Annotated in this window: 16 protein-coding genes and 2 pseudogenes; 8 read left to right on the forward strand and 10 right to left on the reverse strand. The window is 64.1% G+C overall.

Going from position 1 to position 16,818, the window contains the following annotated elements; translation table 11 throughout:
* The 4 genes from V5B40_RS23320 to V5B40_RS23335 form a co-directional block, all read left to right on the forward strand.
* On the forward strand, positions 1-273 hold a 273-nt coding region (locus V5B40_RS23320; RefSeq protein WP_332356793.1), incomplete at its 5' end, for a hypothetical protein.
* Positions 270-578: a hypothetical protein gene (locus tag V5B40_RS23325; protein ID WP_332356794.1), complete on the forward strand. Its 309-nt coding sequence runs from the start codon at positions 270-272 to the stop codon at positions 576-578. The genes V5B40_RS23320 and V5B40_RS23325, both read left to right, overlap by 4 nt.
* Positions 579-738: 160 nt before the next feature.
* Entirely contained in the window at positions 739-2,277 is a 1,539-nt protein-coding gene (gene murJ, locus V5B40_RS23330; protein WP_332356795.1) for a murein biosynthesis integral membrane protein MurJ, read from the forward strand.
* Between the two features lie 19 nt (positions 2,278-2,296).
* Entirely contained in the window at positions 2,297-2,923 is a 627-nt protein-coding gene (locus V5B40_RS23335) for a YbhB/YbcL family Raf kinase inhibitor-like protein (RefSeq protein ID WP_332356796.1), read from the forward strand.
* A 152-nt stretch (positions 2,924-3,075) separates the two neighbouring features.
* Here the strand turns inward: V5B40_RS23335 and V5B40_RS23340 are convergent, their stop codons facing one another.
* The 7 genes from V5B40_RS23340 to V5B40_RS23370 all read right to left on the reverse strand — a co-directional run bounded on the left by V5B40_RS23340 (position 3,076) and on the right by V5B40_RS23370 (position 9,558).
* Positions 3,076-5,544 carry a sodium-translocating pyrophosphatase gene (locus V5B40_RS23340; RefSeq protein ID WP_332356797.1) on the reverse strand — a complete coding sequence of 823 codons (2,469 nt, stop codon included), beginning with the start codon at positions 5,542-5,544 and terminating at the stop codon, positions 3,076-3,078.
* A 181-nt stretch (positions 5,545-5,725) separates the two neighbouring features.
* Entirely contained in the window at positions 5,726-6,379 is a 654-nt protein-coding gene (adk, locus tag V5B40_RS23345; protein ID WP_332356798.1) for an adenylate kinase, read from the reverse strand.
* A gap of 115 nt (positions 6,380-6,494) precedes the next feature.
* Positions 6,495-7,283: a 3-deoxy-manno-octulosonate cytidylyltransferase gene (gene kdsB, locus V5B40_RS23350; RefSeq protein WP_332356799.1), complete on the reverse strand. Its 789-nt coding sequence runs from the start codon at positions 7,281-7,283 to the stop codon at positions 6,495-6,497.
* Between the two features lie 15 nt (positions 7,284-7,298).
* Positions 7,299-7,478 (reverse strand): Trm112 family protein, encoded by a 180-nt coding sequence (locus tag V5B40_RS23355; RefSeq protein WP_332356800.1) that lies wholly within the window; start codon positions 7,476-7,478, stop codon positions 7,299-7,301.
* Positions 7,459-8,523 carry a tetraacyldisaccharide 4'-kinase gene (gene lpxK, locus V5B40_RS23360; RefSeq protein WP_332356801.1) on the reverse strand — a complete coding sequence of 355 codons (1,065 nt, stop codon included), beginning with the start codon at positions 8,521-8,523 and terminating at the stop codon, positions 7,459-7,461. Before lpxK ends, V5B40_RS23355 begins: the two co-directional genes overlap by 20 nt.
* Entirely contained in the window at positions 8,523-8,939 is a 417-nt protein-coding gene (locus tag V5B40_RS23365) for an ExbD/TolR family protein (RefSeq protein WP_332356802.1), read from the reverse strand. The genes lpxK and V5B40_RS23365 overlap by 1 nt, the downstream gene beginning before the upstream one ends.
* 10 nt (positions 8,940-8,949) lie before the next feature.
* Positions 8,950-9,558 carry a MotA/TolQ/ExbB proton channel family protein gene (locus V5B40_RS23370; protein ID WP_332356803.1) on the reverse strand — a complete coding sequence of 203 codons (609 nt, stop codon included), beginning with the start codon at positions 9,556-9,558 and terminating at the stop codon, positions 8,950-8,952.
* A 442-nt stretch (positions 9,559-10,000) separates the two neighbouring features.
* Between V5B40_RS23370 and xseA the strand changes: the two genes are divergently transcribed.
* The 3 genes and pseudogenes from xseA (at position 10,001) to V5B40_RS23385 (ending at position 12,123) form a co-directional block, all read left to right on the forward strand.
* Complete coding sequence (gene xseA, locus V5B40_RS23375) at positions 10,001-10,687, forward strand: exodeoxyribonuclease VII large subunit (RefSeq protein WP_332356860.1); 687 nt, start codon at positions 10,001-10,003, stop codon at positions 10,685-10,687.
* A 7-nt stretch (positions 10,688-10,694) separates the two neighbouring features.
* Positions 10,695-11,350, forward strand: a pseudogene (locus V5B40_RS23380) (exodeoxyribonuclease VII large subunit).
* A gap of 183 nt (positions 11,351-11,533) precedes the next feature.
* Positions 11,534-12,123, forward strand: a pseudogene (locus V5B40_RS23385) (Fe-Mn family superoxide dismutase).
* A gap of 79 nt (positions 12,124-12,202) precedes the next feature.
* Here V5B40_RS23385 and V5B40_RS23390 read toward each other — a convergent pair.
* Together V5B40_RS23390 and V5B40_RS23395 are read right to left on the reverse strand one after the other, a co-directional pair.
* Positions 12,203-13,594, reverse strand: coding sequence for a HAMP domain-containing sensor histidine kinase (locus V5B40_RS23390; RefSeq protein ID WP_332356804.1), 1,392 nt, complete (start codon positions 13,592-13,594; stop codon positions 12,203-12,205).
* 2 nt (positions 13,595-13,596) lie between these two features.
* Positions 13,597-14,286: a response regulator transcription factor gene (locus V5B40_RS23395; protein ID WP_332356805.1), complete on the reverse strand. Its 690-nt coding sequence runs from the start codon at positions 14,284-14,286 to the stop codon at positions 13,597-13,599.
* Positions 14,287-14,517: 231 nt separating this feature from the next.
* Between V5B40_RS23395 and V5B40_RS23400 the strand changes: the two genes are divergently transcribed.
* The gene (locus V5B40_RS23400) at positions 14,518-15,024 is read left to right on the forward strand and encodes a Spy/CpxP family protein refolding chaperone (protein WP_332356806.1); all 507 of its coding nucleotides are present in this window, start codon (positions 14,518-14,520) and stop codon (positions 15,022-15,024) included.
* A 61-nt stretch (positions 15,025-15,085) separates the two neighbouring features.
* On the opposite strand, the gene leuA is transcribed toward V5B40_RS23400, so the two are convergent.
* Complete coding sequence (gene leuA / locus V5B40_RS23405) at positions 15,086-16,792, reverse strand: 2-isopropylmalate synthase (RefSeq protein WP_332356807.1); 1,707 nt, start codon at positions 16,790-16,792, stop codon at positions 15,086-15,088.
* Positions 16,793-16,818 lie beyond the last annotated feature (26 nt).

The following is a 16,818-nucleotide window of genomic DNA, read 5'->3' on the forward strand; positions in this document are numbered from 1 at the left end:
GCCCTGCTCGCCCTGGGAGCCTTGGCGCTGTGTCTGGCGATTGTTAACGCGGTGATGTTCAGCGCCAATCGGCAGGCGCAGAACGAACTGGCCACGCGCGGCCAATACATTCAGGAGAGCCTGCAACTGGAACCGCTCTACCAGTCCCTGATCAAGTCGCTGGCCGATCTGGCAGCACGCGACAACGATACCGCCCTGCGCGAGCTGCTGGCGTCACAGGGGATCACTTTCACCGCCGGCGCAGCAGCCGCTACGCCACGGTCAGCGCCATGAACGAACATCCGCAGCAACAAGCGAGACTCTTTCTCCCGGTGTTATTGATCGCCCTGGCGCTGGTGGTCTGGTTCGGCTTCCAGGCCAGCCAATTGAATCAGGAACGATCCCAGCTGGCCAACTTGCGCATCAATCAGGAAACCACCTATCAGAACGCGCAGAAAATGCGCGCGCAGCTCGATTCGCTGGCCGCCGGCACGCAGAAGCTGGCCAGCGCCGGCAACAGGAATGCGCAGACAGTGGTAGGCGCACTGCAACAGCGCGGTATCACCATCAATGCCGAGGCCAAGCCGGCCGCCCAGTAGGTCCTCATCGAAGGCTGCGCCGGGGGCCCGCCAACAGCGCACGGAGGCGCGCAGCTGGCTCGCCGGGATCCGGGTATCCGCCGTAGATTCGCCTTGCTTGCCGGCCAGCAAGCGCTAAGATGACGGGCTTTGCGCCTGCGCGGCGCCGCCCGGAGTCGCAATGAACCTCCTGAAGACCCTCGCCACCGTCAGCAGCATGACCCTGCTGTCGCGTATCCTCGGCTTCGTTCGCGACTTCGTGATTGCCCGTACTTTCGGTGCCGGCCTGTTCACCGACGCTTTCTTCGTCGCTTTCAAGCTCCCCAACCTGCTGCGCCGGCTTTTTGCCGAAGGCGCTTTCTCGCAAGCCTTCGTGCCGATTCTCGGCGAATACCGGAACCAGCGCGGCCCCGAGGAAACCCGGCTGCTGGTGGATCGTGTCAGCAGTACTCTTTTTCTTCTCGTCCTGGTCGTAACCGTGCTCGGCATGGCCGGCGCCTCGCTGCTCGTCTACCTCTCGGCACCGGGCTTTGCCGACGACCCGGAAAAGTTTGCCCTGACCGTCAGCCTGACGCGCATTACCTTCCCCTATATTCTCTTCATGTCGCTGGTCGCGCTCGCCGGCGGCGTGCTCAACACCTGGAGTCGCTTTGCCGTACCCGCTTTCACGCCGGTACTGCTCAACGTCTCCTTGATTGCCATGGCGCTGTTTGCCACGCCGTACTTCGAGCCACCGATCATGGCCCTGGCCTGGGCGGTGCTCCTCGGCGGCGCCGTGCAACTGGCCTTCCAGCTTCCGGCGCTGAAACGCATCGGCATGCTGCCAAGATTCTCCCTGAAGCCGCGCGACGAGGGCGTGCGACGCATCATGCGCCTAATGGCACCAGCCCTGCTGGGCGTATCAGTGGCCCAGGTCAGCCTGCTGCTGAATACCGTTTTCGCTTCTTTCCTGGGCACCGGCAGCGTCTCATGGCTGTACTACGCCGACCGCTTGATGGAGTTCCCGGCCGGGATGCTCGGTGCGGCCCTGGGCACCATCTTGCTGCCTTCGCTGTCGCGTCACCATGCCGCACAAGAGCACGACGATTACTCGCGGCTGCTCGACTGGGGGCTGCGGCTGACTTTTCTGCTTGCTGCACCGGCGGCACTGGCGCTGGCGATTCTGGCGGTGCCGCTGATCACGACGCTGTTTTACCACGGCGCGTTCACCGCCAACGATGTCTTGATGACCCGCAACGCACTGCTCGCCTACAGCATCGGCCTGCTCGGCCTGATCCTGGTGAAAGTCCTGGCGCCGGGTTTCTACGCTCGCCAGAACGTGCGCACGCCGGTCAGGATCGCGATCATTTCGCTGTGCACGACGCAGCTCTTCAACCTGCTGCTGGTCGGCTGGCTGCAGCACGCCGGGTTGGCGCTGGCCATCAGCCTGGCGGCGATCCTCAATGCCAGTCTGCTTTTCCGCGGTTTGCGGCAGAGCGCGATCTATGTCCCGCAACCGGGCTGGCTGCTCTTCTACGCTCGCCTGGCGCTGGCCATGCTCAGCATGGGTACGGCACTATGGTTCACCGTTGGCGAAGAAAGTGCCTGGTTGAGCTGGAACCTCAGCCAACGACTGCTGCGTCTTTCGATGCTCGTAAGCTTCGGTGCGGGCGTCTATTTCGCTACACTATGGATCGCAGGTTTTCGCCTGCGCGACTTCAAACGCAGCGCGGCCGAGTAATCAATCAGGAGGACCAACAATGGAATTGAGCAGCAGTAGTTTCAGTGACGGGCAGCAGATCCCGGGTGACTTCGCTTTCTGCATTGCCGATCCCGATCACCATGTTTGCCTGGGCAGCAACCGCAACCCGCAGTTGGCGTGGAACGGCGCCCCGGGCGGCACGCAGTCCTTCGCCATCATCTGTCATGACCCCGACGTTCCGAGCCAGGGTGACGACGTCAATCAGGAGGACCGCAGCGTGCCGGCGTCGCTGGCGCGCGTCGACTTCTTCCACTGGGTGCTGCTCGATCTACCGGCCAGCCTCGGCGAAATCAGGGACGGCGAGTTCTGCAGCGATGTCACGCCGCGCGGCAAACCCGGTCCGCACGCGCCCCACGACGCACGCCAGGGAATCAACGACTACACCAACTGGTTTGCCGGTGACAACGACATGCGCGGCGACTACTACGGCTATGACGGCCCCTGCCCGCCCTGGAACGACGAGATTGTCCACCGCTATGTGTTTACCGTCTTTGCGCTCGACATCGCCAAGCTCGATGTCGAAGGCCGGCTGACCGGCCAGCAGCTGCGGGCGGCGATGCAGGGACACGTCCTGGCGCAGGCCAGCCTGACCGGCACCTACACGCTCAATCCGGCGCTCAAGTAGGGCAGCCGGCAGAGCATACCGCTCACCGCCAAGCGGCAGACACAACAAAAGGGGGCCGCATAAATGCGGCCCCCTTTCATTTCTCGGACAGAGTACAGCGCCAGGCCAATAGGCCGCACGCCGCCCCTGCCGACCACTACCTGGCTATAGACTTACTTTACCTTGACCTCGACGCGACGCGCCGCGGCGCCTTCACCGGTGCCGGTAATGGTGACATTGATCGACTCTGGTTTGTTCACTTCGATACGCTCTCCGGCAACTCCAGCCGCTTTCAGCGCTTCACCGACAGCCACGGCACGGTCCGTCGAGAGCGCCGCACTGGCTTCCGTGCTAACGCTTGCATCGTGGAAACCCGAAATGGCGAGCTTGGCGCCGGCATTGGCTGTGACATGCAGGAGGATGCCTTCAAGCGTGATCGCCACATCACCCGGCAGTTCCGCCGAACCGACTTCGAAATACAGCGTGGCACCCGGCAAGGCGGCAGCCATCGCCGCCGCTGGAGCGGCCGAAGCCGCCGAAGCCGCCGGAGCCGCCGGAGCTTGTGCTGCCGGCATCGGCTTGGCACCTGCGGCAGGAACCATCAAGGGCACGATCATCAGCGCAACGATGTTGATGATCTTGATCAGCGGGTTGACCGCCGGACCCGCCGTATCCTTGTAAGGGTCGCCGACGGTATCGCCGGTCACCGATGCCTTGTGGGCTTCGGAACCTTTGCCGCCAAAGTTGCCGTCCTCGATGTGCTTCTTGGCGTTATCCCAGGCGCCACCACCGGTGGTCATCGAGATGGCGACGAAAAGGCCGGTGATGATCGTTCCCATCAGCAGGCCACCAAGTGCCTGCGGACCGAGAAGCAGGCCGACGACAACCGGTACCAGCACCGGCAACAGCGAGGGGATGATCATTTCGCGGATCGCGGCAGCGGTCAGCATACCAACAGCACGGGAGTAATCCGGCTTCGCCGTGCCTTCCATGATGCCCTTGATTTCCGCGAACTGCCGGCGTACCTCAACGACCACGGAACCGGCCGCACGACCCACCGCCTCCATCGCCATGGCCGCGAAGAGGTAGGGAATCAGACCGCCGAGGAAGAGACCGATGATCACCATGTGATTGGAGAGATCAAAGCTCAGGGTGGCACCGAAGCTCGCTTCGAGGGCGTGCGTGTAATCGGCGAACAGGACCAGCGCGGCCAGACCGGCGGAGCCGATGGCGTAGCCTTTGGTCACCGCTTTGGTGGTATTGCCCACCGCGTCGAGCGGGTCGGTAACATCACGCACCGACGACGGCAAACCCGCCATTTCGGCGATACCGCCAGCGTTGTCGGTAATCGGTCCGTAGGCGTCGAGGGCAACGATGATCCCGGACATCGACAGCATCGCGGTCGCGGCGATGGCGATGCCGTACAGACCGGCCAGCGCATAGGTGACGTAAATTGCCGCGCAGACGGAGAGTACCGGCAACGCGCAGGCTTTCATCGACACGGCCAGGCCGGCGATGATGTTGGTGCCGTGACCGGTGGTCGAGGCTTCGGCAACACCTCTGACCGGCGAAAACTCGGTCGCGGTGTAGTACTCGGTGATCCACACCAGCAGGCCGGTCAGAACCAGACCGACGGCCGCCGCCCAGAAAATGCTCCCCGAGCTGATCAAACTGCCGTCGGCCAGCGTCACACCGTCGCCGAGCAGCATCCTGGTCACCGGATAGAAGGCGACCAAGGCCAGGGCGCCAGCCACGGCCAGGCCGCGGTAGAGCGCGTTCATGATCTTGCCGCCATCGTTGGCCTTGACGAAGAAGCAGCCAATGATCGAGGCAATGATTGAAACGCCACCGAGGACCAGCGGGTAGATGATCAGGTTGTCGTTGGCGCCAGGGACGCCCTGGAGCATCATCGCGCCAAGCACCATCGTCGCCACCACGGTCACGCCGTAGGTCTCGAAGAGGTCGGCGGCCATGCCCGCACAGTCGCCGACGTTGTCGCCGACGTTGTCGGCGATGACCGCCGGGTTGCGTGGGTCGTCTTCCGGAATGCCGGCCTCGACCTTGCCGACCAGGTCGGCGCCGACGTCAGCACCCTTGGTGAAGATGCCACCGCCCAGACGGGCAAAGATCGAAATCAGCGATCCGCCGAAGGCCAGGCCGATCAGCGGTTGAACCGTATGGTGCAGATCGCCGCCCGGCTCTCTGAGAATGGCGTAGTAGCCGGCGACGCCGAGCAGGCCCAGGCCAACGACCAGCATGCCGGTAATTGCACCCCCCTTGAAGGCGACATCGAGCGCCGCGGCAATGCCGTTGCGCGCGGCTTCGGCGGTGCGCACATTGGCCCGTACCGAAACGTTCATGCCGATGAAGCCGGTGGCTCCCGACAGAACGGCGCCGATCAGGAAGCCCATGGCCATGGCCATGCCAAGCGCCAGCCAAATGACCACGAAGAGTACGGCACCGACGATGCCGATAGTGGTGTATTGCTTGTTGAGATATGCAGAGGCGCCTTCCTGAATGGCTTTGGCAATCTCCTGCATTTTTGGATTTCCGGCGGGCAAGCCGAGAATCCATTTAGTCATTGCGGCGCCGTAACCCACTGCAATGAGCGCGCATAGCAGCGCGAACACCAGATAACCCATATACAACCTCCCTCTCTAAAGTTCCCAGCTCCCAGGGAAACTCCCCGTGGCTCGAATTTACCTCATCCGCGACTCAAACAACAAAAAACCGACTTCTCACACCCTTTGTGCGCCTGCGGCTCGTGCCTGGGGCGAACTGCGCAGAGGCAATTTTCCGATCCACCGTCATTGACGGCGCGCGCTACTGCAACGCATCGAATGCGGCTTTCTTGATCTCCTCGACACTTCCTACACCGGCAATTCTCGGGCATTTCGGCGCCTTCGGGTCGCCAGTCGCTGCCCACGCCCGGTAGTAGTCGAGTAAGGGCTTGGTTTGCGAATGATAGATCTGCAAGCGCTTGCGGACCGTTTCCTCCTGGTCGTCGGCGCGCTGAATCAGCTCTTCTCCCGTCGTATCATCCTTTCCGGGCTCTTGCGGCGGGTTGAAGCGCAGATGATAGGTACGACCGGAGGCGAGATGAACGCGACGACCACTCATCCGTTCGATGATTTCCTCGTCGGCAACGTCGATTTCCAGCACGTAGTCGAGCGCCACGCCAGCGGCTTTCATCGCTTCGGCTTGTGGCAAAGTGCGCGGGAAGCCGTCGAAGAGATAGCCATCCGCACAGTCTGGTTTTTGCAGGCGATCGCTGACCAGGCCGATGATGATCTCGTCGGAGACCAGCCCCCCGGCGTCCATTACCTTCTTGGCAGCCACTCCCAGAGGGGTTCCCGCCTTGACCGCCGCACGCAGCATGTCGCCGGTCGAAATCTGCGGGATACCGAAATGCTCACAAATGAACTGGGCTTGCGTGCCTTTTCCGGCCCCTGGCGCACCTAGCAGAATGAGTTTCATGGTTCGCTTTCGTTGATTTTCAAATCGAGCAACTTGCCCATAAATTCAGACACTTGCAGTTCAGTTAGCGGCTGCTGCCAACACGTTGTCGTGACCAATACGCTGCAACTTACCCTCAAACTGGCGCACGGTCAAACTTTTTGAACCATGCCTGAACACGCTGCGCATCGGCAGGCGTATCGACGCCAGCAGCCGGCAGCTGATCGGCAATCGCGACGTTGATGCGAAAGCCGTGCCACAGGGCACGCAACTGCTCGAGAGCCTCCAGGCTTTCCAGCGGCGAAGGCGCCAGACTGGCATAGGTGCGCAGGAAACGCGCCCGATAGGCGTACAGTCCGACGTGCCGATAGGCAAGCATCTGCGCGGGCAGCGTTTCGCCGCCGGCCTCGCGTGCGAAGTGGTCGCGTGCGTAAGGAATCGGCGCTCGCGAAAAATACAGCGCGTCGCCACTGGCCGCGAGCACCACCTTGACCACATGTGGGTTGAAGAAATCAGCGGCATCGACGACCGCATGCGCAAGAGTGGCGATGTCGGCGCCGCTCTGTGCAAGCTGGGCCGCGGTCTGGGCAATCAGCAGCGGGTCAATGAGGGGCTCGTCGCCCTGCACATTGACCACCACGGTGTCGTCGCTCCAGCCGGTGGCCTCGACCACCTCCGCCAGGCGATCGGTCCCGCTGACATGATCAACACGGGTCAGCAGGGCGCGCAGGCCATGCTGCTCGGCCGCCGCCAGCACCTGTGGATGGTCGCTGGCCACCAGCACCTCGTCGGCCCCCGACAAGATGGCGCGCTCGGCGACGCGCACGACCATCGGCTTTCCGGCCAGGTCGAGCAGTGGCTTGCCGGGCAAGCGGGTCGACGCGTAGCGCGCCGGAATGACCACTTTGAACGGCATCGCAGGCATCCTTGGAGGTGGCGCTCAGGCGTCGTCGGTGGTGGTCAGCGGACGGGCTTCATCCTGCAACATGATCGGGATACCGTCGCGGACCGGGAAAGCCAGCTTGCAGGGCTTGCAGACCAGCTCCGACTGCGGCTTGCGGTATTCGAGGTTGGCCTTGCAGATCGGGCAGACGAGAATATCAAGCAGTCGTGCGTCCATTGAGTTTCTCCAGAATTATCTCGAACAGATCAGCGCCACCCGGCGGGCCGCTGATGACCGCTTCGACCGGCAGAAGCCAAGCCTCGCCGGTCACAATCGGCGCACATTTTACCGCATCTTTCTCGGTCATCAGCAGCACGCCATCGCTGGCAAAGGCCAGGTCGGCGGCCGTGTAGGGATGGTGATCGGGAAAGGGATGGGCCTCGAACTCCAGCCCCAGCGCCTGCAGTTGCGCGAAGAAACGACCGGGATCGCCGATGCCGGCCAGCGCGTATAGTTTGCAAGCGCGCAAGGACGCCGCTTCGCAACTGGCGTCAGGCCCACCGGCAAGCCCGCCAGCAGCGACGAAACGCTGACCGAGGAGGCGCATGTCGAACTGTGGACAAGCGCTGGCGGCATCAGCCACCAGAGGCTCGCGGCGGCCGTTCCAGACCACCGCGGCGACTCCCGCCAAGCGCTGCAGTGGCTCGCGCAGGGGACCCGCGGGCAGCAGCCAGCCATTACCGACGCCGCGCCCGTCAAAAACCACCACTTCGACCGCCCGCTGCAAACGATAATGCTGCAGGCCATCGTCGGAGACGATCACGTCACATTCGGTATGGGCGGCCAGCAATGCTTGCCCGGCCGCCACGCGATCGCGGCCGACGAAGACTGGCACGCCGCTACGCCGCGCGAGCAGCAGCGGCTCATCGCCAACCAGCGCCGGCGACGAGCCGGCGGCCACCGCGTGCACGCCCTCGCCGCGGCCACGGCCACCATAGCCGCCGCTGATGATCCCGGGTCGCCAACCCGCTTCGCGCAGGCGCTCGACCAGCCACAGCACCAGCGGCGTCTTGCCGCTACCCCCGACGGTCAGGTTGCCGACGACGATCACCGGCACCGCTAGCCGCTGCGTGCGCAATACCGCGCAGCGGAACAGCCAGCGGCGCAGCCCGGCGAGCCCGGCGAACAGCCAGGACAGCGGCAGTAGCGGCCACAGGGCGGGAGTCAGACGGCGCTCGTACCAGCGCCGGGGAAGGCTACTCGCGAGGCCGCCAGCGGCCATCAGCGCGGCGATTGCGTGGCGAAGGAAATGCGCGGGTAACCGGCGGCCTGAGCGGCCTGCATGACGTCCACCACGCTCTGGTGCGTGGCCTTGGCGTCGGCGTTGATGACGATCACCGGGTCCTTGGCGTCGCCGGCGGCACGGCGCAAGGCGTCACTGATCGCCTGCACGCTGACCGTGTCGAGCGGCACCTTGTTGACCAGCACCTGACCGGACGGGGTCACGCTGACGCTGACTTCATTGGGCGGTTCGTTCTGCTTGCTGGCGTCGGCCGTCGGCAGGTTGATCTCCAGCCCGGAGAACTTGGCGTAGGTGGTCGTCAGCATCAGAAAGATGATGATCACCAGCAGCACATCGATGAACGGAATCAGGTTGATCTCTGGAATGTCACTGCTGCGACCGCGGCGAAAGTTCATCCTCGCCTCCTCAGGACCGGCGTTCGCCGTGCAGGACTTCGACCAGACGCACCGCCTGTTGCTGCATATCGATGACGAAAGTGGAAACGAGGGCCCGGAAGTGGCGCCAGAAGATCATGCTCGGAATGGCAATCATCAGCCCAAAGCCGGTGTTGTAGAGGGCAATCGAAATCCCGTGTGCCAGCTGCATCGGGTTGCTGCCGCTGGGCGACTGCGACGCGAAGATTTCGATCATGCCGACGATGGTGCCGAAGAGGCCCATCAAGGGGCTAATCGAGGCAATGGTGCCGAGCGTCGTCAGATAGCGTTCGAGCTCGTGCGAGACGACGCTGCCAGCCTCCTCGATCGACTCTTTCATGATTTCGCGCGAACTGGCCTCGTTGCGCAGACCGGCGGCAAGCACCCGACCGAGCGGCGAATGCGCTTCCAGATCGACGACCATCGCCTGCGTGACACCGCGTTGCCGGAACTCGGTAACCACCCGCTGCAGCAGGTCGGGCGGCACGACTTTGACTCGACGCAGCGCCACCAGGCGCTCGATAATCAGCGCCACAGCCACGATCGACGCCAGCAGCAAGGGCCAGATGGGCCAACCAGCAGCCTGAACGATGGAAAACACGGTGCACCCCAGATGATTTTCAAGGGGGGAACTTTAGCCTGCGCCAGCATTTGCGGCAAGTGCCGAAACGCTGCGAACCAGTTCCAGCCACTGCGCAGCGCTGCGCGCGAACGCCAGGCAACTCACGCCCTCTGGCCGGCAAACCGGGAATCCACAGGAAGTTGTGGACAAAAGTGCTGCTAGCCTGTTGGCAAACAGCCGCAAGTGACCGACCGGCAAGCGTTTTTCGCGGCGCCCGTCGAGCGAGCAAGGCACAGGCGCGGCGAGTGCCAACAGCGGTGCGCGTGGGCGCCATCCGGATCGACAAGGAAGGGCCCGCCGGACCGCCGGAACACGGCCGTCGGCGCCTGATGCGGCAAGGCATGTAGAATTCGCGGATGTCAGAGACCGTCCTCAGGCAACACCGCCTTTCCCGCGAGCTCCTCCGGTGATCCCGGTGGCCATGCTCAATCGCCTGGTCCGCGAGCGACTCGAGGCCGCTTTTCCGCTGTGCTGGGTCGCCGGCGAGGTCTCCAACCTCAGCCGCGCAGCTTCCGGACATGTCTACTTCTCGCTCAAGGACGCCGCCGCCCAGGTGCGCTGCGTGATGTTCCGCAGCCGCGCACAAGCTGCTCGGCTGGCGAGCTGGAAAATGGCCAGCATATCGAAGCACGAGTACTGGTCACGCTGTACGAGGCGCGCGGCGACTTTCAACTCAATGTCGAGGCGGCACGCCGCGGCGGCGTCGGCAACCTCCACGAACAGTTCCTGCGCCTCAAGGAAAAGCTCGCAGCCGAAGGGCTCTTCGCCAGCGCCGGCAAACGCGCCTCTGCCCCCGTTTCCACGCTGTGTCGGCGTCGTCACGTCGCTGCAGGCGGCGGCGCTGCGTGATGTCCTGACGACGCTGGCGCGGCGCGCCCCGCAGGTGAGCGTCGTCCTCTACCCGACGCCGGTGCAGGGCGAGGGCGCGGGCGCGCAAATTGCCGACGCCATCCGCCGCGCCGGCGAACGCCGCGACTGCGACCTGCTGATCGTCTGCCGTGGCGGAGGCAGCATGGAAGACCTCTGGGCATTCAACGACGAGCGCGTCGCACGCGCAATCCGCGCCTGCCCGCTACCGGTGATCTGCGGTAGTCGGCCACGAAACTGATTTCAGCATCGCCGACTTCGCCGCCGATCAGCGGGCGCCGACGCCGACCGCAGCCGCCGAACTTGCCGCCCCCGAGCAGGCCGCCCTGCGGGCCCGTCTCGTCCGCCCTCGCAAAGCTGCGCTGCGCCGCCAGATCGAGCCGCTTCTCGAACAACGCAGCCAACAGCTAGACTGGCTGGCCCGCCGCCTGCAGCACCCGGCGCAGTACCTGGCCCAACACCGCGAGCGGCTGCGCAATCTGCAACGCCAGCTCGGCGCCGGCCTGCTGCAAGCCAGCGCCGCGCGCGCGGCGAACTGACCCACCTCAGCCGTCGCCTGCTGCTCAACCGCCCGGACCCGGCGCGCCACGCCGGCCGGCTGGCCGCGCTGGCACCACAGCTGCGCAGCGCCTGGCACGACGCGCAGCACGGCAGGCGCGCCAACCTCGAACGGCTGGCTGCCGGACTCGCGCACCTCAATCCGCAGGCGGTCCTGGCGCGCGGTTACAGCGTCGTCACCAGCGCCCAGGGCGAAATCGTCCGTGACAGCCGCAGCCTGGAACCAAGCGCGCGAATCGCTGTCTTGTTGCACCGTGGACGCGTCGAGGCCGAGGTGACTGCGCTTTTCGAAGATCATGGCGGACCTGATGGCCTGGCCTTTTCCAACAAGCGGCATTGCCAGTAGCGCGGGCCGCGAATAGAATTCTGCCGTCACCGATCCACGGCCGAAGCTCCCAGCCGATCGACGATCCACGGCTGAAAATCCTCAGCCATCGACTATCCACGAATGAAGGTCTCTAGCCGATCGATTCACCGCGCTCGTTTTCACCCTGTTTTCACCCTGTAACCGCCGTCACGGAGGACAACAATGGAACATCAACTGCCGCAACTTCCCTTTGCCATCGACGCTCTGGCGCCGCACATGTCGCAGGAGACGCTCGAATACCACTACGGCAAGCACCATCAAGCCTACGTCACGAACCTCAACAACCTGATCAAGGGAAGCGAATACGAAGCCCTTGACCTCGAAGCAATCGTCAAGTCAGCGCCCGCTGGCGGCATTTACAACAACTCGGCGCAGGTCTGGAACCACAGCTTCTTCTGGAACTGCCTGAAACCCGCGGGTGGCGGCGCACCCGCCGGCGCGCTGGCCGCGGCGATCGACGCCAAGTGGGGCTCGTTCGCCGAGTTCAGCCAAGGCCTTCCAGGCCTCTGCCGTCGGCAACTTCGGTTCGGGCTGGACCTGGCTGGTCAAGAAGGCCGACGGCTCGGTGGATATCGTCAACATGGGCGCTGCCGGCACGCCGCTGACCACCGGCGACAAGGCTCTGTTGTGCATCGACGTCTGGGAACACGCCTACTACGTCGACTACCGCAACATGCGTCCGAAGTTCGTCGAAACCTTTCCTCGCCCAACTCGCCAACTGGAGCTTCGCCGAGACGAACTTCGCCGGCTAAGTCGCAACGAGCATCGTTGCCAAACAGAACGGGGGCACACGCCCCCGTTTTTCATTGCTGGACCGGCTTCGCTACGCTGCTAGGCGAGCGGCAAGCTGAGCGTCACTTCGAGGCCGCCGTCCGAGCGGTTGCGCGCCCGCACCTGACCACCGTGCGCAAGCAGCGCGCGCTGAGCAATCGCCAACCCGAGTCCATAGCCAATCGTGCCGGCGTTGTTGTCGGCGCGGTAGAAAGGTTCAAAAATCGCCTCGAGATCGCCTTCCGGCACTCCCGGGCCGCGATCCGACACGACTATCTCGAATACGCCTGACGCCGCGGAAGTTCCGCGCGTCGGCCATTCGGCACCCGCCAGCAAGCGCCGTGCCTGCACTTCGACGCAGCTGCCAGCGACCGTGTATTTCGCGGCGTTGCGCACCACGTTCTCGACGGCGCGGTACAGCAACTCGCCCTGCACCGTCGCCGTTACTTCGCCCGCACCACTGAAATGCACGCTGCGGCCGCTCGCTTCAGCCTCGAAACCGGCGTCGTCGGCAATGCTGGCAACCATTTCCATGAGGTCGATAGTCACCGGCGGCGCCCCCGGCGTGCCGGCCTCGAGGCGCGACAGGGTGAGCAGTTCGCCAACCAGTTCGTCGAGGCGAAGAGACTCGCGTTCGATACGTTCGAGCGTCATTTCGAGCTTCTCCGGATTCTGTCGCGCCAGCCCGATGGCTGCGTGCAGGCGCGCCAGCGGCGATCGCAGCTCGTGCGAAACATCATGCAGCAGGCGCCGCTGGCTATGGATCTGCGCCTGCAAACGCTGTGCCATGCGGTCGAAATCGCGCCCGAGATCGGCCAGTTCATCGCGCCGCCTGCCCATCGACGGCTGCACGCGTGTCTCCAGACGCCCTTCGGAAACAGCGCGGAAAGCACCCCGCAGGCTGCGGATCGGCTTCGCCACGTACCACGCCAGCGCGGCGCTGAAAGCCAGGCTGGCGAGCAGGCCGGCAAAAATTGGCAGCGCCGCCGAAGGGCGTTCGCGATACGCCATGCGAGCGCGCCCACCCGGGCGCTCGTGACGTGCGAGCAGGGTGTAGGTCTGCCCGTCGCGGGCGAGCACCCGGCGCGCACCCGACAGCGGTCCGCGTCGGAAATCTCCCGAAGCCAGGGCGGCGCGCAGCTCGTCGGGAAGCTCGCGGCCGAAGAGGTCGCGACCGCCTTCGTCGACCACGAAAAGCTGCGCCTTGCCCGGCGCGTCGGCCCATTCGCGTAGCACCTCGCGCATCATCTGCGGATCGCCGCGGCGCAGGAAAACTTCCGCCGCGTCGAGCATGCCTGCCGCCCGCGGGCCACCCGGCAGGGCAGGCACCGCTGCGAATTCAAATTCGGCCTCGGCCTGACGATGCAGCCAGACGACGCTGCCGACGCCGATACCGGCGAGGAGCAGCGCCAGCCAGAAGGCAAAGAAGGATTTCCAGAACAGGCGTCCCACGTTCAGGCCTTGACCAACTGGTAGCCCTGGCCGCGAACGGTCTGGATCCACGAGTCGCCGTCGGGGCGTGCGCCGAGCTTCTGGCGAATGCTGCTCACATGCACGTCGATACTGCGGTCGAAACGCGCCAGCGGGCGCCCCATCGCCAGCTCGGAGAGATCGCTCTTGCTGACCACCCGGCCGGCGTGGCGGGCCAGGACTTCGAGAATACTGTATTCGGTACTGGTCAGTTCGAGCGGCTGTTGATGCCATTGGGCGTTGCGTCGCTCCGGCCACATGCTCAGCGGACCGACGACGATCGGCCCATCTGAGGTCCCTGCGGCGCTGTTGTCGGCGACCCGGCGCAGGATTGCCCGCAGCCGGGCGACCAGCTCGCGCGGCGAGCAGGGCTTCGGCACGTAGTCGTCGGCGCCGAGTTCCAGGCCGATAATGCGATCGATGTCGTCGCCCCTGGCGGTGAGCATCAACACCGGCAAGCGGCTGGCGGCGCGAATCCGGCGCAACACCTCGACCCCGTTGAGCCGCGGCATCATCACATCGAGGACGGCAATGGCAAAGCGACCGCTGAGCGCTTCGCGCACCCCGCTTTCCCCATCATGCACCGCCTCGGCTTCGAAGCCCTCCTGTTCGAGGTACTCACGCAGCATCGCGGCCAGTTCGACATCGTCATCGACCAGCAAAACTCGAGTCATCGCGCCCATCCTTTCAACAGCACTGATGATAAGCGCCCCTAACGCCGAGTCACGCGCCTTTACCGCCCTTTACCCGCTTTAACACCCGCCGCTGATCGCGCACAGCCATCCGCAGCCCATTTACACGGCTTTACAGACGATTAACCGCGTTTTACGACCCGCTGCACAAAAATTCAACCAACAGTCGAGGCCAGCCCCGACTGGATATATTCAACCACCAAGGAGCCAAACATGAACACCTTCAAACGCAGTCTCGCCGTTTTCCTGGCCACCAGCAGCATTGCCCTGGCCCTCCCACTGGCCGCCAACGCCGGTCCAATGATGGGCGGCGGCATGGGAGGCGATTGCGGCCAAGGCCGCTCAGCGATGCGTGGCGGCCCCGGCGACGGCCTGCCGCCAATGATGAAGAAGCTCAAGCTGACCCCCGAACAGGAGGCCAAGATCACCGAGCTGCGCAAGCAGGACAGCGAGCTGATCAGCGCCAAGTACCAGAGCATGCGTGACAGCCGGGCACAGCTGCACGAAATGCAGAAGAACGGAGATTACGACGAGGCGAAAGTCAAGGCACTCACCGAACAGGGCGCCCAGGCAATGGCCGAGATGGCGCAGCTGCGTGCCCGCCAGCATCATCAGATGATGGAAGTCCTCAGCCCCGAGCAGCGCCAGCAGTTCGCAGCGCAGCGCGAGGAAAGGATGAAGCGCTGGGAGAAAAAACGCGGCGACAAGCCTGCCGCCTGATCTCTCGCCTCAGGGCCAGCCGCCGCGCGCCGCGCGCGGCTGGCGAAGCACGACTACAGCACTACGCAGCTTCTTTCTGTGACCGTCGCGGTACACTGGACTGCAGACGGTTGATGCCGGTAATCACCGCCCGCAGTGACGCGGTGACGATATTGGTATCGACGCCGGCGCCGTAGAACTCGCTGCCGCCAGCGGTCGCCGGAGCGACTTCGATGAAGGCACAGGCGCGGGCGTTGGCACCCTCGCCGCTGGCGCTCATGGCGCGCTCTTCGTAGCTGCGCACCTGAATATCGATACCGGCACTCTGGAAGGCATTGACCGCCGCGTCGATCGGGCCGTTACCCGTACCGGTGAGCACCTGCGGCGTGCCATCGAGATCGACCGTGAGCCGAATGCCTTGCCCCTTGCCGCCAGCGTGCTCGAAAAGATGATGCTCGCGGTAGCGTACCGGGTTCACGGAATCGATATAGGTCGCCGAGAAGAGCTCCCAGATGGCCGCAGCACTCATCTCGCCGCCGTGCTGGTCGACCTGCTGCTGGACGACGCCCGAGAACTCGACCTGCAGGCGGCGCGGCATGACTACCCCGTATTCGGCTTCCAGCAGATAAGCAATGCCACCCTTGCCGGACTGGCTGTTGACCCGGATCACCGAGTCGTAACTGCGGCCGACGTCGGCCGGATCGATCGGCAAATAGGGAACGTTCCAGAAACCGTCGCTCTGCTCGACCGCAAAACCTTTCTTGATGGCGTCCTGATGCGAACCCGAAAATGCCGTGAACACCAGATCGCCGACGTAGGGATGACGCGGGTGAATCGGCAACTGGCAACACTGCTCAAAAGTCCGGGCGACGGCATTGATGTCCGAAAAGTCGAGCCCTGGCGCAACCCCCTGGGTGTACAAATTGAGCGCCAGGGTCACCAGGTCGACGTTGCCGGTACGCTCGCCGTTGCCGAACAGGCAGCCCTCGACGCGCTCGGCGCCAGCCATCAAGGCGAGTTCGGCAGCGGCAACTGCCGTGCCACGATCGTTATGCGGGTGCAGACTGACGATCACACTGTCGCGTCGATCGAGATGGCGGTGCATCCACTCGATCTGGTCGGCGTAGATGTTCGGCGTCGCCATCTCGACGGTGGTCGGCAAATTGAGGATCACCTTGTCATCCGGCGTCGCGCCCCAGGCCGCGGTTACCGCGTTGCAGACTTCCAGCGCGAAATCGAGTTCGGTGGCGGTGAAGGTTTCCGGGCTGTATTCGAGCACCCATTCGGTTTCCGGCGCCTGCGCAGCCAGCTCCCTGATCAACTTGACGGCGGCGACCGCCATGTCGATCACTTCCGCGCGGCTCATCTGGAAAACCGTCTCGCGGAAAGGCTTGGAGGTCGCGTTATAGACATGCACGATCGCCCGCCGCGCGCCGCGCACCGAGTCCATCGTCCGCCGAATGAGATGCTCGCGCGCCTGCGTGAGAACTTCGATGCTGACGTCGTCGGGAATATGGCCGCCGTCGATGAGGCTGCGCACGAAGTCGAAGTCGGTCTGCGACGCCGACGGAAAAGCGACCTCGATCTCCTTGAAACCAATCTCGCAAAGCATCTTGAACATGCGCGTCTTGCGTTCGGCGTTCATCGGCTCGAAGAGCGACTGATTGCCGTCGCGCAGATCGGTACTCATCCAGATCGGCGGCTTGCTGATCGTGCCATTCGGCCACTGGCGATCGGTGAGAACAACCGGCGGGAACGAGCGATACTTGCTGGCGGGGTTTGACAACATGATGGCGACTCCTCGGGGTTCGGATG

The sequence above is a fragment of the Candidatus Accumulibacter meliphilus genome (assembly GCF_036625345.1).
In the GTDB taxonomy this organism is placed as follows: Bacteria; Pseudomonadota; Gammaproteobacteria; order Burkholderiales; family Rhodocyclaceae; genus Accumulibacter; species Accumulibacter meliphilus.

What these genes read in the sequence shown, in the direction of transcription:
- V5B40_RS23325 (WP_332356794.1), top strand. Translation starts at nt 270, where the DNA reads ATGAACGAACATCCGCAGCAACAAGCGAGACTCTTTCTCCCGGTGTTA.
- murJ (WP_332356795.1), top strand. Translation starts at nt 739, where the DNA reads ATGAACCTCCTGAAGACCCTCGCCACCGTCAGCAGCATGACCCTGCTG.
- V5B40_RS23335 (WP_332356796.1), top strand. Translation starts at nt 2,297, where the DNA reads ATGGAATTGAGCAGCAGTAGTTTCAGTGACGGGCAGCAGATCCCGGGT.
- V5B40_RS23340 (WP_332356797.1), bottom strand. Translation starts at nt 5,544, where the DNA reads ATGGGTTATCTGGTGTTCGCGCTGCTATGCGCGCTCATTGCAGTGGGT.
- adk (WP_332356798.1), bottom strand. Translation starts at nt 6,379, where the DNA reads ATGAAACTCATTCTGCTAGGTGCGCCAGGGGCCGGAAAAGGCACGCAA.
- kdsB (WP_332356799.1), bottom strand. Translation starts at nt 7,283, where the DNA reads ATGCCTGCGATGCCGTTCAAAGTGGTCATTCCGGCGCGCTACGCGTCG.
- V5B40_RS23355 (WP_332356800.1), bottom strand. Translation starts at nt 7,478, where the DNA reads ATGGACGCACGACTGCTTGATATTCTCGTCTGCCCGATCTGCAAGGCC.
- lpxK (WP_332356801.1), bottom strand. Translation starts at nt 8,523, where the DNA reads ATGGCCGCTGGCGGCCTCGCGAGTAGCCTTCCCCGGCGCTGGTACGAG.
- V5B40_RS23365 (WP_332356802.1), bottom strand. Translation starts at nt 8,939, where the DNA reads ATGAACTTTCGCCGCGGTCGCAGCAGTGACATTCCAGAGATCAACCTG.
- xseA (WP_332356860.1), top strand. Translation starts at nt 10,001, where the DNA reads ATGCTCAATCGCCTGGTCCGCGAGCGACTCGAGGCCGCTTTTCCGCTG.
- V5B40_RS23395 (WP_332356805.1), bottom strand. Translation starts at nt 14,286, where the DNA reads ATGACTCGAGTTTTGCTGGTCGATGACGATGTCGAACTGGCCGCGATG.
- V5B40_RS23400 (WP_332356806.1), top strand. Translation starts at nt 14,518, where the DNA reads ATGAACACCTTCAAACGCAGTCTCGCCGTTTTCCTGGCCACCAGCAGC.
- leuA (WP_332356807.1), bottom strand. Translation starts at nt 16,792, where the DNA reads ATGTTGTCAAACCCCGCCAGCAAGTATCGCTCGTTCCCGCCGGTTGTT.